The organism is Janthinobacterium svalbardense (assembly GCF_002327145.1).
Classification (GTDB): Bacteria; Pseudomonadota; Gammaproteobacteria; order Burkholderiales; family Burkholderiaceae_D; genus Janthinobacterium; species Janthinobacterium tructae.
Window position 1 is genome coordinate 5,846,141 of record NZ_CP023422.1, and the last position, 24,591, is coordinate 5,870,731.

At 61.9% G+C, this 24,591-nt stretch carries 22 protein-coding genes and 1 pseudogene; 11 read left to right on the forward strand and 12 right to left on the reverse strand.

Annotated features, from left to right (window positions below; genetic code table 11):
• Window positions 1-75 precede the first annotated feature (75 nt).
• On the forward strand, window positions 76-1,005 hold the full coding sequence (gene paaX / locus CNX70_RS26035; protein ID WP_096237924.1) for a phenylacetic acid degradation operon negative regulatory protein PaaX: 930 nt from the start codon (window positions 76-78) through the stop codon (window positions 1,003-1,005).
• A 113-nt stretch (window positions 1,006-1,118) separates the two neighbouring features.
• On the opposite strand, the gene CNX70_RS26040 is transcribed toward paaX, so the two are convergent.
• Window positions 1,119-1,373 carry a hypothetical protein gene (locus CNX70_RS26040; protein WP_096237925.1) on the reverse strand — a complete coding sequence of 85 codons (255 nt, stop codon included), beginning with the start codon at window positions 1,371-1,373 and terminating at the stop codon, window positions 1,119-1,121.
• Between the two features lie 141 nt (window positions 1,374-1,514).
• On the opposite strand from CNX70_RS26040, the gene CNX70_RS26045 reads away from it, so the two are divergent.
• Both CNX70_RS26045 and CNX70_RS29160 read left to right on the forward strand, forming a co-directional pair.
• Entirely contained in the window at window positions 1,515-2,639 is a 1,125-nt protein-coding gene (locus CNX70_RS26045) for a M14 family metallopeptidase (protein ID WP_096237926.1), read from the forward strand.
• Between the two features lie 367 nt (window positions 2,640-3,006).
• Entirely contained in the window at window positions 3,007-4,704 is a 1,698-nt protein-coding gene (locus tag CNX70_RS29160; protein ID WP_096237927.1) for a methyl-accepting chemotaxis protein, read from the forward strand.
• 23 nt (window positions 4,705-4,727) lie between these two features.
• Here CNX70_RS29160 and CNX70_RS26055 read toward each other — a convergent pair whose 3' ends face one another.
• The 3 genes and pseudogenes from CNX70_RS26055 to pmbA all read right to left on the reverse strand — a co-directional run bounded on the left by CNX70_RS26055 (window position 4,728) and on the right by pmbA (window position 10,066).
• A complete protein-coding gene (locus CNX70_RS26055; protein ID WP_208624469.1) occupies window positions 4,728-6,047 on the reverse strand; it encodes an aminotransferase class V-fold PLP-dependent enzyme in 1,320 nt (439 codons plus the stop codon).
• Between the two features lie 9 nt (window positions 6,048-6,056).
• Window positions 6,057-8,468 (reverse strand): TonB-dependent receptor plug domain-containing protein, encoded by a 2,412-nt coding sequence (locus CNX70_RS26060; protein WP_208624470.1) that lies wholly within the window; start codon window positions 8,466-8,468, stop codon window positions 6,057-6,059.
• 246 nt (window positions 8,469-8,714) lie between these two features.
• Window positions 8,715-10,066, reverse strand: a pseudogene (pmbA, locus tag CNX70_RS26065) (metalloprotease PmbA).
• Between the two features lie 92 nt (window positions 10,067-10,158).
• On the opposite strand from pmbA, the gene yjgA reads away from it, so the two are divergent.
• The 3 genes from yjgA (at window position 10,159) to CNX70_RS26080 (ending at window position 12,143) form a co-directional block, all read left to right on the forward strand.
• Window positions 10,159-10,758, forward strand: a complete 600-nt coding sequence (yjgA, locus tag CNX70_RS26070; protein WP_096237928.1) for a ribosome biogenesis factor YjgA — start codon at window positions 10,159-10,161, stop codon at window positions 10,756-10,758.
• A gap of 90 nt (window positions 10,759-10,848) precedes the next feature.
• Window positions 10,849-11,478: a molybdopterin adenylyltransferase gene (gene mog / locus CNX70_RS26075; protein WP_096237929.1), complete on the forward strand. Its 630-nt coding sequence runs from the start codon at window positions 10,849-10,851 to the stop codon at window positions 11,476-11,478.
• Complete coding sequence (locus CNX70_RS26080) at window positions 11,475-12,143, forward strand: alpha/beta hydrolase (RefSeq protein ID WP_096237930.1); 669 nt, start codon at window positions 11,475-11,477, stop codon at window positions 12,141-12,143. The genes mog and CNX70_RS26080 overlap by 4 nt, the downstream gene beginning before the upstream one ends.
• Window positions 12,144-12,199: 56 nt before the next feature.
• Here the strand turns inward: CNX70_RS26080 and CNX70_RS26085 are convergent, their stop codons facing one another.
• From CNX70_RS26085 to CNX70_RS26105, 5 genes are all read right to left on the reverse strand, one after another.
• Window positions 12,200-13,759 (reverse strand): S1C family serine protease, encoded by a 1,560-nt coding sequence (locus CNX70_RS26085; RefSeq protein WP_244198958.1) that lies wholly within the window; start codon window positions 13,757-13,759, stop codon window positions 12,200-12,202.
• A gap of 95 nt (window positions 13,760-13,854) precedes the next feature.
• Complete coding sequence (locus tag CNX70_RS26090; protein WP_096237932.1) at window positions 13,855-14,421, reverse strand: carboxymuconolactone decarboxylase family protein; 567 nt, start codon at window positions 14,419-14,421, stop codon at window positions 13,855-13,857.
• Window positions 14,421-15,269: a fumarylacetoacetate hydrolase family protein gene (locus CNX70_RS26095; protein ID WP_096237933.1), complete on the reverse strand. Its 849-nt coding sequence runs from the start codon at window positions 15,267-15,269 to the stop codon at window positions 14,421-14,423. Before CNX70_RS26095 ends, CNX70_RS26090 begins: the two co-directional genes overlap by 1 nt.
• Window positions 15,270-15,437: 168 nt before the next feature.
• Window positions 15,438-16,559, reverse strand: a complete 1,122-nt coding sequence (locus tag CNX70_RS26100) for an MFS transporter (RefSeq protein WP_244198959.1) — start codon at window positions 16,557-16,559, stop codon at window positions 15,438-15,440.
• 2 nt (window positions 16,560-16,561) lie between these two features.
• On the reverse strand, window positions 16,562-17,926 hold the full coding sequence (locus CNX70_RS26105) for a KamA family radical SAM protein (protein ID WP_167389723.1): 1,365 nt from the start codon (window positions 17,924-17,926) through the stop codon (window positions 16,562-16,564).
• Window positions 17,927-18,210: 284 nt separating this feature from the next.
• Between CNX70_RS26105 and CNX70_RS26110 the strand changes: the two genes are divergently transcribed.
• On the forward strand, window positions 18,211-18,669 hold the full coding sequence (locus CNX70_RS26110; RefSeq protein WP_034780434.1) for a cache domain-containing protein: 459 nt from the start codon (window positions 18,211-18,213) through the stop codon (window positions 18,667-18,669).
• A 68-nt stretch (window positions 18,670-18,737) separates the two neighbouring features.
• Window positions 18,738-20,432 (forward strand): methyl-accepting chemotaxis protein, encoded by a 1,695-nt coding sequence (locus CNX70_RS26115; protein WP_096237934.1) that lies wholly within the window; start codon window positions 18,738-18,740, stop codon window positions 20,430-20,432.
• Here the strand turns inward: CNX70_RS26115 and CNX70_RS26120 are convergent.
• On the reverse strand, window positions 20,429-21,007 hold the full coding sequence (locus CNX70_RS26120) for a DNA-3-methyladenine glycosylase (RefSeq protein ID WP_096237935.1): 579 nt from the start codon (window positions 21,005-21,007) through the stop codon (window positions 20,429-20,431). The two genes, CNX70_RS26115 and CNX70_RS26120, sit on opposite strands and share 4 nt — an antisense overlap.
• 46 nt (window positions 21,008-21,053) lie before the next feature.
• Window positions 21,054-21,365 (reverse strand): hypothetical protein, encoded by a 312-nt coding sequence (locus CNX70_RS28640; protein WP_167389590.1) that lies wholly within the window; start codon window positions 21,363-21,365, stop codon window positions 21,054-21,056.
• Here CNX70_RS28640 and CNX70_RS26125 point away from each other — a divergent pair.
• Both CNX70_RS26125 and CNX70_RS26130 read left to right on the forward strand, forming a co-directional pair.
• Complete coding sequence (locus CNX70_RS26125; RefSeq protein ID WP_096237936.1) at window positions 21,298-22,164, forward strand: HDOD domain-containing protein; 867 nt, start codon at window positions 21,298-21,300, stop codon at window positions 22,162-22,164. The genes CNX70_RS28640 and CNX70_RS26125 overlap by 68 nt on opposite strands.
• A 105-nt stretch (window positions 22,165-22,269) precedes the next feature.
• Complete coding sequence (locus CNX70_RS26130; RefSeq protein WP_096237937.1) at window positions 22,270-23,478, forward strand: hypothetical protein; 1,209 nt, start codon at window positions 22,270-22,272, stop codon at window positions 23,476-23,478.
• A gap of 14 nt (window positions 23,479-23,492) precedes the next feature.
• Here the strand turns inward: CNX70_RS26130 and CNX70_RS26135 are convergent, their stop codons facing one another.
• Window positions 23,493-24,035 carry a DNA-deoxyinosine glycosylase gene (locus CNX70_RS26135; protein WP_244198960.1) on the reverse strand — a complete coding sequence of 181 codons (543 nt, stop codon included), beginning with the start codon at window positions 24,033-24,035 and terminating at the stop codon, window positions 23,493-23,495.
• 94 nt (window positions 24,036-24,129) lie between these two features.
• On the opposite strand from CNX70_RS26135, the gene CNX70_RS26140 reads away from it, so the two are divergent.
• Window positions 24,130-24,558, forward strand: a complete 429-nt coding sequence (locus CNX70_RS26140; protein ID WP_096237939.1) for an Mpo1 family 2-hydroxy fatty acid dioxygenase — start codon at window positions 24,130-24,132, stop codon at window positions 24,556-24,558.
• Window positions 24,559-24,591: the final 33 nt, after the last annotated feature.

Genomic DNA, 24,591 nt, shown 5'->3' on the forward strand with positions numbered 1-24,591 from the left:
TGACGCGCTACCCGCGCAGCCAAGTAAACTGCTGCTTTTATTGAATCGACCGCAACACGGCCAGACCGGAACCACATGAAGAACACCCGCTGCACGGCATGGATAGCCGATTTCCTGGAAAGCGACCCACCGCGCTCAAAGTCCCTGGTGATGACGATTTTCGGCGACGCCATCGTGCCGCGCGGCGGCGCCATCTGGCTGGGCAGCCTGATCGAACTGCTGGCACCGTTTGGTGTGAATGACCGCTTGCTGCGCACCAGCGTGTTCCGCCTGGCGCAGGAGGGCTGGCTCAGCTCGCAACGCGACGGCCGCCGCAGCGCCTATACCATACGCCCGGAGGCGCTGGCCCGCTTCGAGCGCGCGTATCGCCGCATCTATGCGCCACTGGTCGTGCACTGGGATGGCAGCTGGACCCTGGTGATCGGGCCGGCCGGCAGCATCGGCGCCGCCGAGCGAGGGGCGCTGCGCAAGGAATTATTGTGGGCGGGCTATGGCTTGATCTCTCCTGGCATCTTTGGCCATCCAGCCAGCAACTCGGAGGCGCTGGAAGACATCCTCGTGCGCAACGAGGTACAGGGCAAGCTGTATGTCTGCCACACTACGGAGTTGCCGGATGTCAGCACACGCCCCTTGCGCGACATGGTGGGCGAATGCTGGGACCTGTCGGAAGTGATGGCCGGCTACGAAAAATTCATCGCCAGCTTCCAGCCGCTGCTGACCTTGCTGCAAGAAGCGCCCGTGTTCGATGCCGAGCAAGCCTTCGTCATCCGCTCGCTGCTGACACACGCCTACCGCCGCGTGCAGTTGCACGACCCACAGTTGCCCGTCGAACTGCTGCCCGAACCGTGGCCCGGCACGCAAGCGTATGCACTGGCGCGCGACCTCTACCGCATCACCCATGCGGCGGCCGAGGACCATATCCTGGCCACCCTGCGGCGCGAGGATGAGCATGCACCGGACGTGGAGCCGTGGTTCTTTGAACGTTTCGGCGGCCTGAACACCTGACAAAACGTCCATGGCGGCGTTGCAGGGCCTGGGCGTACGTTCGTACTGCCTGCGGCCCCGCGCCTTGCCCTGAACATTTTTCAGGCGTTCAGCAAGCGCCTCTTATCCAACGTTCATTGTTTGACAACTACCTGCTTCGCCCCAGCCAACAAATCCTGCCCCAGCTTTTCCAGCGCATTGGCCTGCACCAGCATGGTGTCGAGGATGGCGGCATTGAAGGTAAATTCGGCCGGCGTCGTATAGCCGGGGAAACGCAGGATGCGCAGTAATTCCTGCAAGGTGGTGCCCTTGCCCAGGTGCGCCAGGGCGTCGCTGAGGACGCTGACTTTCTTTTCCAGTTCGCGTATGTGCTTGCCGTTGTCGTCCATGATGCTCTCCCCATGTTGGAGCTATCACGTTAGCAAAGCACGTCCCGCGTCGTTTGCGCCAGCACAAAGGCGCGGCTAAAACGGGTATCATCGCGCCATTGCACACGATGCAAAACCCATATGTTTTTATCAGGAACACTCATGACCATTAAAATCAGCCAGCAATTCGACGCCGGCGCGATCGAGGTGCTGCGCGCCGACGATGCCCAATCCATCGAGCTGAATATCCGCAAGGATTCCCACGCCGACATCACGCAGTGGTTTTATTTCCGCCTGCAAGGCGCGCAAGGCGAGGCGTGCACAATCCGCTTCATGAATGCAGGCAAGTCGGCCTATCCGGACGGCTGGAAAGACTACCAGGCTGTCGCCAGCTATGACCGCGAAACCTGGTTCCGCGTGCCAACCAGCTTCGACGGCACGGTGATGACCATCGCACACACCCCCGAGGAAGAAAGCGTGTACTACGCCTACTTCGAGCCGTACCCATGGGATCGCCATCTGGCCCTGATCGACAGCGCGCAAGCGTCGCCGCTGGTGCGCCTGATCGACCTGGGCAGCACGGTGGAAGGGCGCGACATGAATCTGCTGGTGGTCGGTGACGCCGATGCCGAGAAGAAAGTCTGGGTCATCGCGCGCCAGCATCCCGGTGAAACGATGGCGGAATGGTTTGTCGAGGGCATGCTCGACGCCTTGCTGGACCAGGCCAATCCGTTTGCCCGCCAGTGCCTGCAAGACGCCGTCTTCTACGTGGTGCCGAACATGAACCCGGACGGTTCCGTGCATGGCAACCTGCGCACCAACGCGGCCGGCGCCAACCTGAACCGTGAATGGATGACGCCGACCATGGAACGCAGCCCGGAAGTATTCCTGGTGAAGCAGAAAATGCATGAAATCGGCTGCGACCTGTTCCTCGACGTACATGGCGACGAAGGTCTGCCTTACGTGTTCGTCGCCGGCAGCGATGCGCTGGAAAATTTCACGCCAGCACAAAAAGCCGAGCAAGACCGCTTTATCGCCGACTTCAAGGTGGCCAGCCCCGACTTCCAGGATGAGCACGGCTATGAAGACGGCCCGTTCACGCCGGAAGTACTGACCATGGGTTCGCCTCACATCACGCACGCCTTCGGCTGCCTGGCACTGACCCTGGAACTGCCGTTCAAGGACAATGCCAACGATCCCGACCCACAAACGGGCTGGAGCGGCGCCCGCAGCGCTGCCCTGGGCGCGGCCGTCCTGCAGCCTATCCTGTCCAGCTTGCGCGCCTGAGCATCAGGGCCGGACCGGCCCGCGTAAGCCCCATGCCCCGCACGCCGGGGCATTTTTTTTGACCGCACGGCAAGCGTTGCTGGACGAATGGTTTTTTTCGCAAACATCTTGCCTGTCAGAAATTATCGTCCTACACTATCCAACAGAATCGGGCCGTGCCACGCTGCGCGGCCCCGCAAGAATACGCCACCGGGTGGGTCGCCATGACTTCCCGCCACCGGAAATACGCATCCACGGCCCTATCCCCGCCGAATTAGCTTTCTGTAACGCAAACTGACCGCATCAGCATCGTCATGCACAGGCGCCGCTTGTCCGCAGGACCATGCCAAGCGCACGCTTTCCGCTTTACGTTGAGGATGAATACCCTATGTCCAAGCTTAACATCAGTACCCGGCTGGCCTTGAGTTTCGGCCTGATCATTGTCCTGCTTGCCATGGTGGCCTTTGTTTCCGTGAGCCGCATCCGCAACATCAATGCTTCGACGGAAAAGATTGTCAATGACCGCTATGTCAAGGTCATGCTGTCAAACACCATTCAGTCCGAGATCAATATCCAGGCCCGCCTCTTGAGCCTTGCCATCATCGGCGCCAACGATGCCGACGAAGTCAGCAGTTCCGTGGCCAAGGTGCAGGCGTCGGTCAAAAAGAACGTGGAACTGCTGGCGCGCCTGAAAACCCTGGTCAATACGCCCAAGGGCCAGGAACTGCTCCAGGCCGTGATGAGCAGCCGCGAAACGTATGGCAAGACGCGCGATGCGAATATCAAGCTGTTACAAGAAGGCAAATCGGAAACGGCGGGCATTTTCCTGCTGACACAGCTGCGCTATCCGCAAGAAAAATTCCTGACGGCATTGGCGGCCATGGCCGGCTTCCAGGAATCGCTGATGGAAAGCGAAGGCAAGCAAGCCGCCGCCGACGGGCGTCTGGCCATCATCCTGACCCTGTCCCTGTCCATCGCCGCGACGCTCATTGCCATCGTGCTGGCCATCCTGATCAGCCGCTCCATCAGCCGCCCCATAGGCGAAGCGGTCAAAGTGGCGCAACGCGTGGCATCCGGCGACCTGTCGGGCAGCATCGACGCGCGCGGCACCGATGAAACGGGCTTGCTGCTGCGTGCGCTGAAAGAAATGAACGACAATCTGCAAGGCATCGTGGCCCGCGTGCGTCATGGCACGGATGCCATCGCCCATGGCTCGCGTGAAATCGCCTCCGGCAATATGGACTTGTCCTCGCGCACGGAGCAACAAGCCAGCTCGCTGGAAGAAACGGCATCGTCGATGGAAGAACTGACGTCGACCGTCAAGCAGAATGGCGAAAACGCACGCCAGGCCAACCAGATGGCGCAATCGGCCTCCAGCGTGGCCAGCAAAGGCGGCCAGGTGGTGGCGGAAGTGATCACGACCATGGATACGATCAATGCCTCGTCGAAGAAAATCGTCGACATCATCGGCGTCATCGATGGCATCGCCTTCCAGACCAATATCCTGGCTCTGAATGCGGCAGTGGAAGCGGCCAGGGCGGGCGAACAGGGCCGCGGCTTTGCCGTGGTGGCCACGGAAGTGCGCAACCTGGCTCACCGCTCCGCCGCCGCCGCCAAGGAAATCAAGATCCTCATCGACGACTCCGTGCAGCAGGTTAATCTCGGCAGCAACCTGGTGAACCAGGCCGGCAGCACCATGCAAGAGATCGTCAGCAGTGTGCGGCGCGTTACGGACATCATGGCCGAGATCACGTCCGCCAGCAACGAGCAGGAAACGGGGATTGAACAGATCAACCAGGCCATCACGGAAATGGATGCCGTGACACAGCAAAATGCCGCCCTCGTGGAAGAAGCGGCAGCCGCGTCCGAAGCGTTGCAGGATCAGGCCGCCATCCTGGCCGAAGCCGTCAGCGTGTTCAAGCTCGACGGCACGCAAGCGCTGCCACCGGTTCCGGTTCCAGCCATCCGCGCGCCGGCCAAGCCTGCCGCCGCGCCACGCGTCACGGCCACTGCCGCACCGGCCAGGAAAGCAGACAAGGTGGTCGCACAGGCCGCGGTCGCCGAGACCGAGTGGGAAGAGTACTGAGGCCATCCCCTGCAGAAGCAAACTCAGCCCTTGGCCACCTGGCGCAGGGCATCGACCAGCTTGTCCAGGTGCGCCTCGGGCGTAAAGATGCCCGGCGTGACGCGCACGCACGCGCCACTGGCAAGACCGTCGCGCGGCACGGCAAAGATGCCGTGTAGCTGCACCAGCTTTTTCGACAGGGCAAAATTGTCCGCCACGCTGGTCTTGCCTTTTAGCCGGAACGAGGCGATGGCGCTCGTCAGGCGGGGATCGCTGGACGCCAGCACCTCGATGCCATCGATGCCGCGCGCCGCTTCCACCCAGCGGTTGCGCAGCAGCCGCAGCCGCGCCTGCTTGTTGGCAACGCCGATCTGCGCATGCAAGTCCAGCGCCGTCGGCAAGCTCAGATAGGCGGCGAAATTGACCGTGCCCGTGTGCACGCGGGTACGGATATCGTCGCCCGCCTTTTCTCCCCGCGATTCCCCCATGTACGGGTCGATATCGGCCAGCCTGCCCCGCTTGATGTAGGCGGCGCCCACGCCCACGGGCGCGCCTATCCATTTGTGCAGGTTGATGCCGGCAAAGTCCGCCTGCAAGTCGGGAATCGTCATGTCCAGCTGGCCAAAGCCATGCGCCGTATCGACGATGACATCGATGCCCCGTGTGCGCGCCAGGCGGCTGATTTCGGCCACCGGCAAGACCATGCCGTTGCGGTGATTGACATGCGTAAGCAGCATCAGTTTCAGCTGCGGATGGCGCTCCATGGCAGCAACATAGGCAGCAATGACGTTGTCATGCGTAAATGGTTCCGGCATGGCAATCGACACTACCTGGGCGCCGCGCCGCTGCTGCAGCCAGCGCGTGACGGTGATCATATTGTCGTAATCGATATCCGCGTACAGCACCGTATCGCCCGGCTGCAGGCGGTTGTAGCCGGCGATCAAGACTTGCAGCGCTTCCGTGGCGCCCCGCGTCAGCACGATTTCATCGATACCCACGCCCAGCGCCCTGGCCGCCGCGGCGCGGGCCGCCTCGAAGTCGGCCGGAAAGCGCATGCGTGCATACCAAGCGTTGTCGCGGTTGACCATGCTCAATTGCTGCTGGTAATGCATCAGCACGGGCCTGGCCATCGAACCCCAAAAGGCGTTGTCCAATTGCACGACGGCATCGGTGGTGTCGTATTGCGCGGCCACCGCCTGCCAGTACGGCTGATTGCTGGCCAGGGCTTCCGGCGTGCTGCCAGCCGGCACTGCTGGCAAAAATACCGGCAAAGCGGACGCTGCCGATGCTGCGCCAGCCGTCAAGGGCAGCGCCACCGCCAGCGAACTCGCGCGCAGCAAGGCGCGGCGTTGTGGATTCATCATGATCTCCCCTTAAAATTTCACTTTGTACTCGACGTACAGATTGCGCCCGTCCGTGTCGTAGGGCGCATTGCGCGAATAGATCAGACCGCGGCTGGCCTGGAAGCTTGCTTCATCAGGATACTTGTCCAGCACGTTATCTATCCCCACGCGCACGGACTGCTTGTCGCTGATCTTGTAGCTGGCCGTCAGGTCAAGGAATTGCATGGCGCCGAAACGCTGGAAGATATCGCCCGTGGCGTTGCCGGAATTGTCCGTCCACGCGCCGTAGTACCGCACGCGGGCCAGGGTATTCCAGCTGCCCAGCTCGTAGTTGCCGCTGATGGTGGCTTTCTGGCGCGGCAAGCGCTCTTCGAACACCTGGCGCTGGGCCGGATTGGTCACCAGGCTGGACTTGCCGCCATCGACTTTCGTCGTGTTGTAGTTGTAGGCCAGCGTCAGGTTCAGCTTGCCGTCGCCGATACGGCTCAGGTGGCTGCCGACGATATCGATGCCGCGCGTGGTGGTGTCGAAGTCGTTCGTGAAATAGCTGACCGAGGTGTAGCGCAACGGGTTGGCCACGCCAGCGGGCACGGCAAACGCGGCGGACGTGCTGAAGCGGTCGCTGACCTTGATGTCATACACGTCGACGGAACCGGAAAAGCCGGCCTGCATCTTCCAGGTAAAGCCCAGCGACAGGTTTTTCGATTTTTCCGGCTTCAGCGCCTGCGCACCGAGCAGGATGGCCAGTGGATCGTTGTTGGCCAGGCGGCCGCTGGTAAACAACAGCAGGGTCTTGGTGTCGAGGCCTTGATTCGTGCTGTTGGTATTCGACTGGCCGGGCGTTGGCGCGCGGAAACCCGTCGAGTACGAGCCGCGCAAGGCCAGGTCCGCGCTCAAGGCATAGCGGGCCGACAACTTGCCGTTGACGGTGCCGCCGAATTCCGAGAAATGCTCGTAGCGGGCCGCGCCGCCCAGGCTCAGTGCCTTCGTGACGGGTACTTCCACATCCAGGTAGGCCGCATAGCTGTCCTGGCCCCAGCTGCCCGCCTGGCGGTCGCTGAAACCCGGTGCGCCGTTGGCGTTCGCGTCGAGGCCGATGGCCGCGCCCTGCCCCACCGTCCAGGACGCCGTATCGCCTGCCTTCACGCCATACGTTTCGTTGCGGGCCTCGGCGCCAAACGCGATATTGACCGGTTGCGACAAGGATGCCACGGGCAACTCATAATTAAAATTGGCGTTGAGAATCTTTTCCGCCTGCGACAACTGGCCCAGGTAGAACGACGTCGGGCTGGTCGGCCCCATCGAGGCGTTGATGGAATTGGCCAAGTGATAGTCGATGCGGTTGCGGCCGTAGGAAGCGCTCACATCCCAGCCGAAGCGCTCGTTGAAGTGACCACGCACGCCGGCCACCAGCTGTAAATCATCCTGGTCGTTCGAATAGCTGGGGCTGAAGCCCAGCGGATACAGACTGCGCAAGTCCCAGCCTGGGAACAGGCTGCTGGTTTTATACGCGCCCGTGCTGGTGTCGGGATTGCGCCAATTAAAATCCGAGGTACCGTCGCTGCGGCTGAACAGGCCGAAACCGTACAGTTCCACCGTGTCGGACAGGGCCATGCTGGCATTGAAGCCGATGCGTTTGCTATCGAGCTCAGGCTGGCCCCAGCGCTGCACGGGATTGGGCACCTTCAGTGCCGGATGGGCGTTCTGGAAGGCAATGGCGTCGGCCCGCTGGCGCGTGCGCGAGGTGGGATCGGACTGGGCCAGCGCGCCAAAAATCGTCGCCTTGCCCGTCTCGCCAAAGGCAAAGCCCGTCTTCAGGTTGAGCTCATTGCCCTTGCCGTCGCCTTCCGAGTATTGCGAGTGGTGCACGGAAAGCTCCGTGCCCAATGTATCGTCGAGGATGATGTTGATCACGCCGGCGATCGCGTCGGAGCCGTACTGGGCCGAGGCGCCGTCGCGCAGCACTTCGATGCGCTTGATGGCGGACACGGGAATCTGCGCCAGGTCGGGCGCCTGCGCGCCGCGCGCGCCCAGCAGGGCGCTGCGGTGGAAGCGCTTGCCGTTCACGAGCACCAAAGTCTGGTCCGGCGACAGGCCGCGCAGGGTTGCAGGGCGCACGAACACTTGCCCATCGGCCATCGGCAGGCGCTGCACCACATACGAAGGCACCAATTGCGCCAGGACATCGTTCAAGTCCGACGATGCGACGGCGCCGATATCTTCGCGGTTGAACACGTCCACGGGCGCCATGGTGTCGAACTGCGTGCGGTTGCTGCCGCGCGTGCCGGTGACGATCACGGCTTGCGGTGCATCCAGGAAATCGCTGGCGGCAGCTGGTGCGGCAGACGCATCGCCATGGGCTTGCGCTTGGGTGGAGAACAGGGCGTTCATGGCACACAACAGGGCCACCGCGCGGGCGATGCGGGTACGGGAGTAGGTCATGGAGAGTTCACTATGCAGGTTGGATCAACAACAACGCGTCACTGCAAGACTCGCATCTTGCATGAAATATCACGAAGTTCGGCTTACTTACATTAAAAGCATCTAAACCACGCAAATAACGTCAGGTGGCGTCATCATACGAAGCGAATATTTCCGCCGTATGACGATCAGGCCGCTGCCCGAAAAACCACACGGACAAGAAAAAAGGCGCCAGCGGCGCCTTTTGACAAGGAGGAATGCATCCGTTCAGCCGCCCGCCACCACCATGCTCTCGATGAGGATGGAACCCGTCTCTTTGGTGCCACGGCGCAGCACGTCGGCGCCCACGGCGACGATGTTGCGCAGCATGTCCTGCATATTGCCGGCGATGGTGATTTCTTCCACCGGATACTGAATCACCCCATTTTCCACCCAGAAACCGGAGGCGCCGCGCGAATAGTCGCCCGTCACGTAATTGGTTCCTTGTCCCATCAATTCCGTCACCAGCAAACCCGTGCCCAGCTTTTTCAGCATGGCAACGAAATCATCGGTGGCGGCCGTCTGGGACGAGGTCAGGTAGAGATTGTGCGAGCCGCCCGCGTTGCCCGTCGTCTGCATGCCCAGCTTGCGGGCCGTGTAAGTCGACAGGAAATAGCCTTGCACCACGCCATCCTTGACGACGTCACGGCTGACGGTTTTTACGCCTTCTTCGTCGAACGGCGCAGAACCGACGCCGCCGATCACGTGCGGATCTTCAAAGATCTGCACATGCGACGGCAGCACTTGCGTGCCCAGGGAATCGTTCAGGAAAGTGGACTTGCGGTACAGGGCGCCACCCGAGGTCGCTTGCACATAGGTACCCAGCAAACCGGCCGCCAGCGGCGCCTCGAACAGCACGGGACAGGTGCGCGTGCCCAGCTTGCGCGCGTTCAGGCGCGACAGGGCGCGTTCCGCGGCGTAGCGGCCGATGGCTTCCGGGCTCGACATTTTGGCGGCGTCGCGCACGGACGAATACCAGTCGTCGCGCTGCATCTTCGCACCCTTGCCGGCGATGGGCGCCACGGACAGGGTGTGGCGAGAGAATGGGTAGCCGCCGATGAAGCCGCGCGAATTGGCGGAGACAAAATGCGATTGCTGCACGTGCACGCCCGCGCCTTCGCTGTTCGTGATGCGCGGGTCGACGGCAAACGCGGCCGCTTCAGCCCGCTGGGCCAGCACGACGGCTTCCTCGGCGGAAATGAGCCAAGGATAGAACAGTTGCAAGTCGCGGGGGACATTTCCAGCATGTCCGCGTCGGCCAGGCCCGCGCAATCGTCTTCGGCCGTGAAACGGGCGATGTTGTAGGCGGCGTCCACCGTGGCGCGCAGGGCCGATGGCGAAAAGTCGGAGGTGCTGGCATTGCCGCGTTTCTTGCCGACAAACACGGTCACGCCCATGCCCTTGTCCTTGTTTTGCTCGATCGTCTCGATCTTGCCTTTTCGTACAGAAACGGACAAGCCGCCGCCTTCGCTGACTTCGACGGCTGCGTCGGTGCCGCCCGCTTCCCGCGCAAAAGACAACACATCACGGGCCAGTTGCTGCAATTGCTCTTGACTATGGGTAAATACGGAGTCGTTCATGCGCTGTTTTCTTCGGAAAGCCGCTAAAAAGGGTATCATAGCAGTCGTTTACAGTTTACAGGTGCGGCCTACGCGGCCAATCCCGCCTTATCATGCCAAATCCAAACCGGGGAGCTTGCGGCTTCCAATCCACCGAATTCGAACAGGAATATGAACGTCCGTCGAAGTCGGAACTCAAGCGCCAGATGACCGTCCTGCAAAAGCTGGGCGAAGAACTCGTCAATGAAGCACGCGACCGCGTCAAGCGCGTCCCGATGCCGGAAGACGTGCGCGACGCCATTCTCGAATGCCAGCAAATCAGGGATCACGAAGGCCGCCGCCGCCAGCTGCAATACGTGGGCAAGAAAATGCGCACCCTGGATGAAGAAGAAGTTGCCGCCATCCAACGCACCATCGATAGCTGGAAAGGCTTGTCGAAAGCCGACACGGCCAATATGCATGCGATGGAACGCCGCCGCGACAAACTCTTGACGGATGACAAGGCGCTGACCGTCTTGCTGTCGGAAAACCCGGAACTGGACGTGCAGCACCTGCGCACCCTGATCCGCAATGCCCGCAAGGAGCAGGCCGAGAACAAGCCGCCAAAAGCTTACCGTGAAATCTTCCAGATCTTGAAAGAGATCGCCAAGAAGAAAAACGGCGGCAAGAAAGATGCCGACGAAGATGACGTTGAAGGCGACGACGACGAGTAAAAAACTGGGGTCAGACCCGGCGGGTCTGACCCCGAAAGTAGCTAAAAACCGGGATCAGCCCGGTTTTTTTACGACATAGACAGGTGCCGCATGACCACGATAGAAGACGAATTGATTATCGGCCTCGTGTCGATCTCGGACCGCGCCAGCGGCGGCGTGTATGAAGACCTGGGCATCCCCGCGCTGGAAAGCTGGCTGTCCGCCGCCATCCGCACGCCGTTTCGCCTGGAAAAACGCCTGATCCCGGACGAGCGCTCGCAGATTGAAAACACCCTCATCGACATGGTCGACCTGAGCCACTGCCATCTGATCCTGACGACGGGCGGCACGGGCCCGGCGCGGCGCGATGTAACGCCGGACGCCACGCTCAGCGTCGGGACCAAGGAAATGCCCGGTTTCGGCGAACAGATGCGCCAGATCAGCCTGCAATTCGTGCCGACGGCGCTTCTGTCGCGCCAGGTGGCCGTGATCCGCGAGACGCCCGAGCGCGCTTGCCTGATCATGAACTTGCCGGGCCAGCCGAAAGCCATCAAGGAAACATTAGAGGGCCTGAAAGACGCTGATGGAAATCAACTGGTCAACGGCATCTTTGCCGCCGTGCCGTATTGCATCGACCTCATCAAAGGTCCCTACATGGAAACCGACCCGGCCATCTGCAAGGCCTTCCGTCCCAAATCGGCGCTGCGTCCGGCGCAACCCCTACCTGAGGAAAATACATGAGCACCTTGCTGGAAACCATACAACTCGACAGCGCACCGAACCCCACCGTTTCCATCATCTGGATGCACGGCCTGGGCGCCGACGGCAATGACTTCGTGCCCCTGGTGAAGGAACTCGACCTGCGCGGCTGCCCCGCCATCCGCTTCATTTTCCCCAGTGCCGGCACCATGCCCGTCACCATCAACAACGGCTACGTGATGCGCGCCTGGTACGACATCCGCGAAAATGACCTGGTGCGCCGCGAAGATGAGGGTGGACTGCGCGCCTCGCAAGCCCAAATTGAGGCGCTGATCGCGCGCGAAAAGGCGCGCGGCATTCCCGCCAGCCGCATCATCCTGGCCGGCTTCTCGCAAGGCTGCGCCATGGCCCTGCAAACGGGCTTGCGCCATGCGGAACCGCTGGCCGGCCTGATGTGCCTGTCCGGCTACCTGCCGCTGGCCGACAAGACGGCAGCCGAGCGCACGCCGGCCAGCCTGGACACACCGATCTTCATGGCGCATGGCACGGCCGACCCCGTGGTGCCGATCGCTCGCGCCCAGCAGTCGCGCGACTTGCTCGCCGGCATGGGTTACAAGGTGGAATGGCACGAGTACATGATGCAGCACTCGCTGTGCCAGGAAGAGATCGACGCGATTGGCGCGTGGCTGAAAAAAGTATTGGCCTAAAGTAAAACAGGCGCGGTGTGTGCCGCGCCTGTTGGTGTACGGAACGCCGGGAACGATCAGTTCGCCGGCGTTTTTTCATTCCATATCTTCAACATATCGGGCGATGCTTCCGAGCGGATGCCGTTGTCCGTCAGCACCGATTCCGTCGCCGCCAGCATGTCCTTGCGGGGTACGACCAGCATTTCCGCATCGCGCTGCTGGAAGCGGAACGTCAGCAGCTCATCGGTCTGGTCGCGCAGCAAGGCTACCAGGTGCGCCAGACTGCGCACGCGCACGCCATTGACGGAATCGACGACCGAAAAGAAACGGGTACTGTAGCCATTCATCAGCTTGTGCGGGAAGAACGGCGCGGCAATCACCACCAGCTCTTCGCGCTCGCTATCGGGCGCGTCGCCACGCCGCGTGGCAAGGGGATTGCCGGCAAACGCCATGCCGCCCAGGATCGCAGGGTTGCCATTGGGCGCCGCCATGAATTCCGTGGTCGCGCGCGAAAACACCATCGGGCCGAAAATGAAATAGGATGGGTAATTGCCCTGCAGGCTGGCAATGAGCATCGGGTGCGCCGCCGAGACGGGTACCTTGATTTTCAGGGGTGCGCCCTGGCGCACCACCGTCAACGGCAATTCGCCGTCTTTCGCCAGCTGCTGCACCCGGTACTGGAAGCGCACGCGGCTGTTGGCATTCAGCTTGACCATGCCCTGGTTGTCGATGGGAAATTCGCCGATATGCGTGATGACATCCCACTCCTTGAGCGGATAGGCGGCGTTCTTGCTGGCCGGCGTCATCACGACGGCGCCCTCGACACCCTTGGCCAGCTTCAGGTAGGTGCGCAGCGCGGGATTTTCCAGCGTTTGCGTCACGTCGCGCATGGCCGGCTTGCCCTGGGGCGCACCACTTTCCTGGTCGCGCAGGAACAGCTCGATTTCCTCGTTGGGGATGATGTAGCCGATGTTTTGCGCATTGAGCATGCCGGCAAAGGCCAGGCCGATCATCTTCTCGCCCGCAATCACAGGGCCGCCGCTATTGCCCGGGTTGATGGCCGCATCGATCTGGATGCGCAAGCCGGAGACGGGGAAGTTATAGCGCACGAATTCGATGCGCGAGACGATGCCCTTGGTGATCGACAGCGAGGTGCCGCCCGTCGGATAGCCATACGCCAGCACGGCATCGCGCACGTCCGGCAAGACATTGGCGCGCGGCACCGCTTTATGGCTGGCGAAAAAACTGTCGTCGTCGATTTTCAGCAAGGCCAGGTCCATGCCGCGCGAGATGGCCAGCACGGTCGCCGGTATCTTGTCGCCCGCGCCATTGGCCTGAATCTGCACCTGGCTGGCATAGCCGACCACGTGCGCATTGGTGAGGATGCGGCGGCCTTCGATGACGACGCCGGAGCCCGTCACCTCTTGCGGCGCGGCCTTGCTCCAGGGTTTATAGGGGTCCGGCCCGCGCAGGGTGGAAAACACCTTGACGACGGAATTTTCCAGTGCGGAAGCGCTGGGGCTAGCGCTAGCGGCGGTTTCGGCGGCCAGCGCCCGTACCGTCATCAAGGGGAAAAAAGAAAGGGCCAGCACCAGGAAGGCGCGGCCCATCAGGGTGAAGCACGGACGAGTTTTCATTGAGCTTGTTGGCAATGGAAGGGAAGCAAAATTATATATTGAATAATTGCAACTTCATTACACTTTGTCCATCTTTGCCCGAAGAAGTCCTCTAATCAGGCGGGCAGGGGCGGCACGCCCAAGGCTGGCACCGCCGTCTGCGCCCCATTCATGACCATGGCCAGGAAAGTGTAATAGCCATTGATACCCATCAAGTCGACCACGCCGTGTTCGCCGAACAGCGCCAGCGCGCGCGCATACGTGGCATCGCTGATCCTCTTGTTCCGCTGCAACTCGATGCAAAAGTCGTGCACGGCTTGCTCGTCTTCTTTCAGGGCAAGCGGCGCGCGCCGCGCCGCGATGGCGTCCACGGCCGCCTGCGCGATGCCATTCTGCACGGCCAGCGGCGCGTGGATGGCCCACTCGACTTGCTGGTCCCACTGGCGCGCCGTCACCAGGATCGCCAGCTCGGACAGGCGCGTGCCGATGGCACTGCGGTAGCGCAAATATTCTCCCATGCGCTGCGCCGTTTCCATCAGCTCGGGGCTGCGGATCAACGGCACGAAGGGGCCGTACAGGGCACCGCGCGGACCGTCGATGATGGCTTGCGCGGCGGCGCGCTGCTGGACGTCGAGCCGGTCCAGCGGCAGCGCGGGCAAACGGTCGATATCGCTACCGGCCATCAGGCAGTCCAGGCGACCACGTCCTGCTGCTGTTCACCGAGGCCGGGGATGCCCAAGCGCATGCTGTCGCCTTTTTTGAGGAAACGCTGCGGCTTGCGGCCCTGGCCCACGCCCGGCGGCGTGCCCGTGGCGATGACGTCGCCCGGTTCCAGGGTCATGAATTGCGACAGGTAGCTGACGATCTGCGCCACCGTGAAAATCATGGTTTGCGTATTGCCGGTCTGCATGCGCTTGCCATTGACTTCCAGGTACAGGTCCAGGTCTTGCTCGTCGATGACTTCATCGCGCGTCACCAGCCACGGGCCGATGGGGCCGAAGGTGTCGCAGCCCTTGCCTTTATCCCATTGGCCGCCCCGCTCCAGCTGGAACGAGCGCTCGGAAATATCGTTGACGACGCAATAGCCGGCAACGTATTTCAGCGCATCCTCTTCGCTCACGTATTGCGCGCGCGTGCCGATGACGACGCCCAGCTCCACTTCCCAGTCCGTCTTTTTCGAGCCTTTCGGCAACACGACATTGTCGTCCGGGCCATTCAGGCAAGTGATCGCCTTCATGAAGACGATGGGTTCGGCGGGAATCGGCATGCCCGATTCGGCTGCGTGATCCGCGTAATTGAGGCCGATGCCGATGAACTTGCCGACTTTCGCCAGCGGCACGCCGAAGCGTGGATTGCCGCGCACCAGGGGCAAGGTCTTTTCGTCCAGCTTGGCCAGCTTGCGCAGGGCCTTGTCGGACAGTTGCGCACCGTCAATATCGGCAATCACGCCGGACAGGTCGCGCAGTTTGCCTTCTTCATCGATCAGGCCCGGTTTTTCCTTGCCTGGACGTCCATAACGAACGAGTTTCATAGTCTTCCTTGGAGTTGATCATTGCCGCTGTGCAGGCTGCCATTTTACCGGATGGCCCGGCGCGCCTGTAGCGGTGAATGAAAAACATCGCAAGTCCCGGCAGTTGCAAGGCCGCCAGCACGCCAAACGCCACCTGGTACGCTTGCGGCGGGTACTGCTGCAAGCTGTTCAGGGCCAGCAGCCGAGGATCAGGCCAAAGCCCGCCTGCACCAGGAATGCGCCCGTAAAAATGAGCAAATTCAGGCAGGTGGCCGCCCTGCCCGTCAGGCTGGCCGGCATGCTTTGCGCGACGATCGCATATTCGAGGCCCGTTACCGTGCCCAGCAAGGTAAACAGCACGGACAGCACGGGCAGGCTGGGCACGACGTTACACGCCATCGCCACTTGCACGGAGACAAACAGGACGATGCCGGCGGCCGCCACTTGCATGGGTTCAATTGCATGCCGCCCAGCCCACTCCGTCAGCATGCCCATACCGATGGCGCCGAAGATGACGGCCGCCATGCCCAGGTACAACAAATATGCCACGCTATCGTCGGACATGCCACCCACGTCGGCCAGCCAGCGCCCTACCCACAAGCCCTGCACGCCAAAGAACACCGTGTGCGGCAGCAAGATCAGCGCGATGGTGCGGCGAAAGCCGGGATCGCGGTACACGCTCCAGACACTGACCTTGCTCACCGAGTACGCGGTGGCGGGCGCGGGCATGGCCGGCGACAGCAGGCGGATCAGCACGCCGATGGCCAGCGCCGCCAGCGCCAGGCCCAGGAACACGCCGCGCCAGTCCGTGTAGTGCAGGGCCAGCTTGATGGGCATGGTGGCCGTGGCCGCGCCCAGGCCGCCCATGGCGATCAGGTAGCCATGCACGGAAGGCAGGCGCGCGGGCACAATGGCGCACGAGATCGCTTTCACTGCGGCCATGAAACAGCCGCCCAGGCCTGCCCCCATCAGCGCGCGCGCCCACATCAGCTCGGCAAAGCTGTGGCCCCGGCTGAACAGCCACACACCCAGGGCCGCCAGCGCCAGCAGCCACAGTTGCACCGTGCGGGGGCCGTAACGGTCGAGCGCCATGCCGATCGGCAGTTGCACCAGCGCAAAGGCGAGAAAAAAGGCGCTGGTCAGCAAGCCCAACTGCGCTGGCGTCAGGGCGATGGCACCCAGCAACTCCGCCGTCAGCACGGCATTCACGCCGCGCAGCAGGCACGACAGGTAATGCCCGAGCGCGAACGGCAGGAACACCAGGCAAAACACGGCCACCCCGCAACGGGAAGAGGCGCCGGCGGCGTGCATGCTCAGGCGGCCTGTGCCAGGCGGATGATCTTATGCGGCAACTGCGGCATAGGTTCATCCGTCTCGAAGAAGAATTTATCGTGGCCGAACGCGGGCTTCAAATCGTCCATCCACGTCGCTTCCGCATCGAACTTCGCATAAAACGGCCGGCGCACCCAATCCGGATTGCGCGCCTGCAAAAATTGCAGGGCAAACAGTTTTTCGCCATTGATGCTGACGATGCCATCGATGACGATCTTGCCGGGGAACGCGCTCATGGAGGGCCCGCGCACCGTGCGCGACAGGCCGGACACCATTTGGTAGGCGGCCTGGAAGATTTCATGTGCCTTCGCCAAGGGCAACTCGAAATAGCCGCGCGGCCCCGTGTCCCGTTCGACAAACATGTAATACGGAATCGCTCCCAGGCGCGTGCCCGTCTGCCACAGCTCGGCCCAGCTAGCCGGGTCTTCATTGATGTGGCGGATCAGCGGCCCCTGCATGCGCAAGGTGGCGCCCGTGGAGACGATGCGTTTCACCGCTTGCTGCGCGATATCCTGGCGCAACTCGACGGCATGGCTGTAATGGCCCATCACGGCCAGGTTCTTGCCCGCCTTGACGATGCGCTCGAACAGGCGCAACAAATCGTCCGCATCGCGGTCGGAGACAAAACGCTGCGGCCAATACGCCACCGCCTTGGTACCGATGCGGATGTTCTGGATGTGTTCCAGGCCCGGCGCCAGCAGCGGCTCCAGGTAGGCGGCCAGTTGCCGCGTATTCATGATCATCGGGTCGCCGCCAGTGATCAGCACATCCGTCACTTCCGGATGCAGTTTCAGGTAGGCGGCCAGCTCATGCGACTCGCGCGCATCAAACTTCATGTCATCCATGCCGACGAACTGGGGCCAGCGGAAGCAGAAGGTGCAATACGCGTGGCACGTCTGGCCCGCGCTGGGGAAAAACAGCACCGTTTGCGCATATTTATGCTGCAAGCCGCGCACGGGTGCATCGTTGACTTTAGGCACGTTATGCGTCATCTGCCCGGCCGGATGGGGATTCATGCCCAAGCGCAAGCCATGCACATAGGCATCGATGGCAGCCTTGTCACGCTGCACCAGCACCAGGTCGCGCAAGTGCGCGTACTGCTCGGGCGGCAGCATGTCGCGGTGAGGGAAGACGAGGCGGTAGATGGGGTCGTCAGGAATATTGTTCCAGTCGATCAGCTGGTCAAGCACATAGGCATTGGTGCGAAACGGCAAGACGTGCGACACCACTTGCACGGCTACACGCTGCTCTTCTGGCAGCCATTCCCACTGCCGCGCCTGATGAATGGTTTGCCGCGTATACGGCTTGAACTTGGGTGAAAACGGCTCGGTAATGAGTGCGGACACGATAGTCTCCTTGCCAATAAATAGCGATAACTTTCATGAAATTGACCCTATATCGGCCAATTCCAGCCTCTTTCTCCCACAGGCCATGCCAGCTCGGCATGCTGTGAAAGTCATCATAGTTCTTGCCATAAAGAACCAAATTGCTACACATCAACAAGCATTCCGATACGTTGTTCGCTGCCTACAAGCAACACCTTAGTTTGTTCCATCGCAATTTGATGGGGCCGTCGACGACGTAAATTACGGCTGTGCAACACATCCCTCGATTCTCACAAGGAGCAGTCATGAAACGCTTATTCACGGGTAGCCTGCTGTGCCTGGCATTTGCCGGCGGCAGCGTCAGTGCCGCCGTCGAACCAACGGAAAAAGACGCCATCGCCATGGCTGAACGGGGCGCCGCCTTCATGAAGGCGCATGGCAAGGAAGAGATGATGAAGAAAATCACGGCGAAAGACCCCGACTTCGTGCAGGGCTCGCTGTATGTGGACATGCGTGACATCAAGACGGGCATCGTGCTGGCCCACCCCATCAATCCTTCCATCGTGGGCAAGGATTTGACGGATGTGCCTGATGCGAATGGCAAGAAATATCGCCGTGAAATCATTGAGCTGGCGCAAAAGCAGGGCAAGGGCTGGGTCGACTACCAGTACAAGAATCCCACCAGCGGCAAGATCGAGCCGAAGACCACGTACATCCTGCGCGTCAACGACGTGGTGCTGGAAGCGGGGATCTACAAAAAATAAGGCAACGGCGGCGTACACGAACGCTGTGCGCAGCCAGTGCCTGGAACAGCCATAGCCAGGAGTCAAGCATGCTCAATCAATTACGCATCGGACCAAAATTATTGCTGGCGCCCGCCCTGGTCTTGCTGCTGCTGATACTCAGCTCGAGCGGCGCCTGGTATGGCATGGTGCGGCAAAATACCTCACTGGAAAACATGGTGCTGGTGCGCATCGCGCATCTGAAAGCGGCCGCCGACGTCGTCGGCGAGGCCAAACATGTGCATGGCAATATGTACCAATTGCTGTCGTGGACGAATGGCAGTTTCGCCAAGGCCCGCATCGACGCGCTGGAACAACAGATCAAGGCGCGTCACGCGACCATCGGCACCCAGCTGGCCACACTGCGTTCCACGGCCACGGGTGCCGAACGCACCTTGGTCGATGCCGCCATCACGGCCCTGGCCGGATATCGCAAGGCCGTGCTGGAAACCATGGAAATGGCGCAGATGGATCAGTCGATCGCCACCAATTCCATGCTCAAGGCGGAAACGCAATTCGGCCAGTTCAATACGCAGCTGGCGCAGCTGTCGGCCCTGGAAACGACGCTCAGCAGCCAGGCCCATGCGACGGCCAGCGCCGAGTTTCGCAGCCTGGGCTGGAGCCTGCTGCTGACCGTCATGCTCTCCATCCTGGCCTCCATCGTAGTAACCATGCTGGTGCGGCGCGCCATGCTGCTGGAAATCCGCGGTATCGCCGACGCCGTGCAAGACCTGGCGGCGGGCAAGCTGATCGCCGGTGCGCCCAAGCAAGGCAATGACGAGATCGCCGCCACCTCGCGCGTGCTGGACCAGACCATCGCCCACCTGAACCAGACCTTGCGCACCATCATGGGCGCCGTGCACTCGATCGACACGGCGTCGCGCGAAATTGCCACCGGCAATCTGGATCTGTCGGCGCGCACGGAAATGCAAGCCAGTTCGCTGGAAGAAACGTCGAGCGCCATGGAAGCGCTGACGCAAGCCGTCAATGACAACGCCGACAACGCCCAGCTGGCCTGCGAGCTGGCGGGGCAAGCCTCCACCCTGGCCGTGCAAGGGGGAGAGTCGATGCAGCAAGCGGTGACGACGATGGCGACGATACGCGCCAATTCGCGCCAGATCGTGGATATTATCGGCGTGATCGATGGTATTTCCTTCCAGACCAATATCCTCGCGCTGAACGCCGCGGTGGAAGCGGCGCGCGCGGGCGAGCAAGGCCGCGGCTTTGCCGTGGTGGCGTCCGAAGTGCGCACCCTGGCACAACGCTCGGCGCAGGCGGCCAGGGAAATCAAGACCCTGATCGCCACCTCCGTCACTACCATCGATGGCGGCAGCGTGGCCGTGCAGCAAGCGGGCGACAGCATGGGCGCCATCGTGGCCTCGGTACAGCAAGTCAATGCCATCATCCAGCGCGTCAAAGAGGCCAGCGCCGAGCAGGCCTCGGGCATCACGGAAGTGAACCAGGCCGTCACGCAAATGGATGACGTCACCCAGCAAAATGCGGCCCTGGTGGAACAGGCGGCAGCGGCGGCGGCCAGTTTGCAGGACCAGGCCGTCAAATTGTCGGCGGCAGTCAGCGTGTTCACCCTGGACGAGCGCCCGGCAGCGCCGAGCGGCCATACCGAAGCAGAAGCGTTCCGGCATCCGGCCAGTGCGCAACAGGAGCGGCGCGCACTGCACAGCCCGCTGCGCGGCAAGTCTGCCCAGCGCGGCGCAAGCACGGCGCCACAGCGCCGGCGCAGCTAAGCGGCTGGCGCGCGCATGGGTTTGCTTAAATATGGCGAACCGGCCAGCACGAAGCGCCACGGTGTTTCCATCGCCTTGGAAATGCCGATGCGCGGCCCCGCTTGCACCGTCACGTCATCCTCGCGGGCCAGCAGCATGAACGGCGGCGCATCGAGCGCCAGCCGGTTATGCATCTGCGTGACCCCTAGTGCCTGGCACACCTTGCCAGGCCCCGAACACAGCCGCCGCAGTTCCTCGACGCCGCGCCGCTCGCGCATGCGGTCAAGGCCCGCCAGCGGCTCGATGGCGCGGATCAGCACGCCCGCCCCATGCCCCGCTTCGCGGCAGACAAAATTCAAACACCAGTGGATGCCATACGAGCGGTAGACATAGGCGTGCGCGGGCGGGCCGAACATGGCGGCGTTGCGCGGCGTCATGCCGGCATACGTGTGCGAAGCGGGGTCCAGCCGGTCATACGCTTCCGTTTCCACGATGCGCCCACCTACGCCGTCGACCAGCACGGTCACGCCGATCAGCTGGCGCGCCACGCTGCAAGAATCGTCCGCAAAATCGATACCGGCGAGGAGTTTTTTCATGCGGTAATTGTACTGCCGCGTTTCCCGGCGCACGCCTTGCCCTACCTTAAAAACAAGTAAAGCTTAATCTTTTGCTCACCCAATCCGGGTAGGACAGCGTCGTAAAATGACGAAAATAGCGGTTGGACAAGGTCAAAACGGGGATTTTTTCCAGAATATATTGTCGAGATGAACTATTGCCACGCATAAACAGCGATAATCGTTGGGCACTGCGCCAGACGCTCATGAAGCGGGCAGCGGCAGCGCGCGACAGAATAAGCACCGGGCACAAAAATGATGATGAAAGCGTGATGATGAGAGCGGCAGCGTCAAAGCAGGTAGTGCAGGAAGATCCGGTCGACGCCTTGATGCGTTCCATCCGCATTCCGCCACGCCCCAGCCTGCTGGTCGACTTGCAGCGCGAACTGGCCGAAGCCGACCCGTCGCCGCGGCGCATCGCGCGCATCATCGCCGACGATGTCGGCATGTCCGGCGCCCTGCTGAAACTGGCGAATTCACCGTTCTATGGCGCCGCGCGCAAGGCCAAATCCGTCGAACAAGGCATCAACTTTCTCGGCATCAACCAGTGCAGCGCCATGATGACGGGCTTGCTGGCGCGCCAGGCGCTGGAAGCGGAAGGCGTGGAACTGACCAACTTCTGGGATGTGTCGGCCAAGCGCGCGCGCGCGCTGGTGTTTACCTCCCGCAAGCTGCGCATCGCCCCGCCCGACATTGCCCACACCTTCGGCCTGTTCTGCGATATCGGCGTGCCCCTGCTGATGAACCGCTTTCCCGACTACGTCAAGACGTACGCGGCAGCGGCCAACGATGCACACAATTGCTTTACCCGCCTGGAAGACGCGCGCCACCAGACCAACCACGCGGCCATCGGCTGCTTGCTGGCGCGCAACTGGGGCCTGTCTTCCGATGTCTCCTGGGCGATTTTGCACCACCACGACTACACGGTGCTGGCGGACCCGTCCACGGACGACGCCATCCGCTCGCTCGTCGCCCTGTCGCTGCTGGCCGAAAAGGGCATTCAGCGCTACCATGGCAACAGTACCTCGCTGGAATGGGACAAGGGCGGCGAACTCGCCTGCCAGCATCTCGGCCTGTCGCAGGAAGAAGCCGCCGACCTGCTCGACGAGCTGCACGAGATGTTCGATACCGACCATTGAGGTATCAGGCGGCCGCGGCCGCCTGTATGATCTGTCCCGGCGCCTGGCAGAGCCCTGGCGCCCGTTTCCGTTTGCCTGACCGTATTTCTTAACCTGTTGATCGCCATGCCCAAAAATAAGCGCCCTGTCCCACGTAAATCCGCCAACACGCCTGAAGACAAGGATGAGTCCGTCACGCGCATGCTGTGCACGATGGCCCTGAACCTGGCGGAGCAGGAAGACAGCGAATCGCAGGGCACGGTGCTGGCCGAGCAAGCCGTCGAATTCGGCCGCCTGATCCGCAAGGCCTTGAATCAAAAGAAGGATGAAATCCTGTACGACGCCATCGAGCGCGCCAAGTACGAAGACGTGGGCGCCTATCAATACTTGCGCAGCCATATCGAGGAAGCCGCGTCCGTCGTGACGATCCGCCGCGAGAATGCCCCCACCATGGAAATCAACGCCTTCGTCGTACCGCTGCTGGTGCAAAGCACGGGTGGCTTGAAGGAAGCGGACAGCTTCCAGGACCAGGACGCGTTCGAAGCGCTGGTCAAGAGTGTTCAACAGTCGCAACTGGAAAGCGCCAAGGCCAAGGTGGTCTTGATGAGCCATGCCTACGACCTCGATGAAATCGACCGCATCACCTATAGCCATTTGCATGAGATGGTGCGCGATGCGTACTCGTCGATGACAGACAAGAAAATCGTCGCCACGCCGGGCCTGGAAAGCAGCATCGTCGGCTGGAACGAAACGGCCTTCGGCCCGCAAGACACGGCCATCGAACTGCGCTTCCTGCTGGGCTTTGCATTGAAGCGCGTGGACGACCCGTTCTATGCGGAACCGAAGGATGAAGCGGCGCTCGACGCCTGGTTCGACGCGCGCCTGGCCCGCTACCAGCAGTGGACGACGGAAGTGGGCGACCTGGTGAAACGCTGCCTGGCGCCGGCCGCCAGCGCCCTGGAAGTGAGCTTCCTCTACCAGGATCTGTTCCACGGTGGCAAGGAACAAGGCATGAGCGAGTACGCGATGCTGCAGATGATGTCCGGCATCAACCACGCGCTGGCGGAAAACAACGTGGATGCCGGCGACGTCTCGGTGGTCGTCGGCCCGGCCGATGAGCACGGCGAAATGCTGTTGCGCGTCAATGTCAGCACGGCGGGCGGCGAGCTGCTGCACAGCGCCGACAAGCCGCTGGACCTGGCCGCCGACCTGCAGGACGAAGTCGACGACATCTGCGATGCGCTGGCCACCATCGGCGTGACGCAATTGTCAGTGGCGCTAAAGTTCGATGCCAAGGGGCAGCCGCTGGAAGCGCAGCCGTACGCGCCGGTGTAAAACCGGCGACATAATCAGCGCGCGGCCGGCTCCTGTTGGTCGCGCATAGGTAGCCACGCCTGCAATTTCTGCGCATACGCCAAGGTGTAGGCGGGGCTGCTCGACGGCAAGCTGACGATGCGGTAGCGCTGCGCGTGCTCGCCCAGCACCTTGATGCCCAGCTTCGCCGCCGTGGCGCCGTTGAAGGCGATCGTCTGCAGCCGTGGCAGGCTGGCGGCCAGGGCCACCAGGTCGTTATCGTCGCGGGCGCGAATATTGCTGTCCAGGCTACCCGTGCGCTGCGCCTGCGCCACCACGTCCCACAGACCCACGCCGTGCGCCAGTAAGGTTGCCAGACGCTCTTCATAGGGCAGGCTGGTCAACTCCACACCCAGCACCTCGCCCAGCAGCAGCCAGAATTTGTTTTGCGGATGCGCATAGTACTGGCTGTGCGCCAGCGATTTTTCGCCGGGCAGGCTGCCCAGTATCAGCAAGCGCGTACTGGCGTCGACGACGGGATCAAAACAGCGCTTGCGCGGGTCGGCAGCAGCATCTGGCAAGAAGGCAGGGCTATTCAAATGAGATGTCCGGAAGGGAAAATGAAGGACCATTTTACCCGGCCACGCGACGGTGTAGAATTCCCGGACAACCATCCCCCACAAGAGACCGCCCATGCGCACCATCGACACCCTGCTGGCCCAGTATGGCGAAAGCCACCGCAACCACGTCAATGAATGGGTGCACATCGTGTGCGTGCCGCTGATCGTTTTCAGTCTGCTGGGGCTGCTGTGGAGCGCGCACCCCAGCGTGGCGCTGCTCGGCAGTATTCTCGCCTTATACTATTATTACAAGCTGTCGCGTGCGTTTGCGGCGGGCATGCTGGCGATCCTGGCCATCATGCTGGGCCTGCTACTGATGATGCCGGCGCTGACCATCCTGCCCGTGTCGCTGGCGCTGTTCGTGCTGGCCTGGATAGGCCAGTTCATCGGTCACCAGATCGAAGGCAAGAAACCGTCGTTCCTCGACGATGTGCGCTTTTTACTCGTGGGTCCGCTGTTCGTGCTGGGCTTCTTGTATCGGCGCCTGCGGCTGGCGTATTGAGCGGCAGGTGGCCCCTTGGTCACGCGGAACCGG

Bases quoted from the DNA above. Each gene is read 5' to 3' on its own strand.
- paaX (WP_096237924.1), top strand. From the start codon at position 76: ATGAAGAACACCCGCTGCACGGCATGGATAGCCGATTTCCTGGAAAGC.
- CNX70_RS26040 (WP_096237925.1), bottom strand. From the start codon at position 1,373: ATGGACGACAACGGCAAGCACATACGCGAACTGGAAAAGAAAGTCAGC.
- CNX70_RS26045 (WP_096237926.1), top strand. From the start codon at position 1,515: ATGACCATTAAAATCAGCCAGCAATTCGACGCCGGCGCGATCGAGGTG.
- CNX70_RS29160 (WP_096237927.1), top strand. From the start codon at position 3,007: ATGTCCAAGCTTAACATCAGTACCCGGCTGGCCTTGAGTTTCGGCCTG.
- CNX70_RS26055 (WP_208624469.1), bottom strand. From the start codon at position 6,047: ATGATGAATCCACAACGCCGCGCCTTGCTGCGCGCGAGTTCGCTGGCG.
- CNX70_RS26060 (WP_208624470.1), bottom strand. From the start codon at position 8,468: ATGACCTACTCCCGTACCCGCATCGCCCGCGCGGTGGCCCTGTTGTGT.
- yjgA (WP_096237928.1), top strand. From the start codon at position 10,159: ATGCCAAATCCAAACCGGGGAGCTTGCGGCTTCCAATCCACCGAATTC.
- mog (WP_096237929.1), top strand. From the start codon at position 10,849: ATGACCACGATAGAAGACGAATTGATTATCGGCCTCGTGTCGATCTCG.
- CNX70_RS26080 (WP_096237930.1), top strand. From the start codon at position 11,475: ATGAGCACCTTGCTGGAAACCATACAACTCGACAGCGCACCGAACCCC.
- CNX70_RS26085 (WP_244198958.1), bottom strand. From the start codon at position 13,759: ATGAAAACTCGTCCGTGCTTCACCCTGATGGGCCGCGCCTTCCTGGTG.
- CNX70_RS26090 (WP_096237932.1), bottom strand. From the start codon at position 14,421: ATGGCCGGTAGCGATATCGACCGTTTGCCCGCGCTGCCGCTGGACCGG.
- CNX70_RS26095 (WP_096237933.1), bottom strand. From the start codon at position 15,269: ATGAAACTCGTTCGTTATGGACGTCCAGGCAAGGAAAAACCGGGCCTG.
- CNX70_RS26100 (WP_244198959.1), bottom strand. From the start codon at position 16,559: ATGCACGCCGCCGGCGCCTCTTCCCGTTGCGGGGTGGCCGTGTTTTGC.
- CNX70_RS26110 (WP_034780434.1), top strand. From the start codon at position 18,211: ATGAAACGCTTATTCACGGGTAGCCTGCTGTGCCTGGCATTTGCCGGC.
- CNX70_RS26115 (WP_096237934.1), top strand. From the start codon at position 18,738: ATGCTCAATCAATTACGCATCGGACCAAAATTATTGCTGGCGCCCGCC.
- CNX70_RS26120 (WP_096237935.1), bottom strand. From the start codon at position 21,007: ATGAAAAAACTCCTCGCCGGTATCGATTTTGCGGACGATTCTTGCAGC.
- CNX70_RS26125 (WP_096237936.1), top strand. From the start codon at position 21,298: ATGATGAGAGCGGCAGCGTCAAAGCAGGTAGTGCAGGAAGATCCGGTC.
- CNX70_RS28640 (WP_167389590.1), bottom strand. From the start codon at position 21,365: ATGGAACGCATCAAGGCGTCGACCGGATCTTCCTGCACTACCTGCTTT.
- CNX70_RS26130 (WP_096237937.1), top strand. From the start codon at position 22,270: ATGCCCAAAAATAAGCGCCCTGTCCCACGTAAATCCGCCAACACGCCT.
- CNX70_RS26140 (WP_096237939.1), top strand. From the start codon at position 24,130: ATGCGCACCATCGACACCCTGCTGGCCCAGTATGGCGAAAGCCACCGC.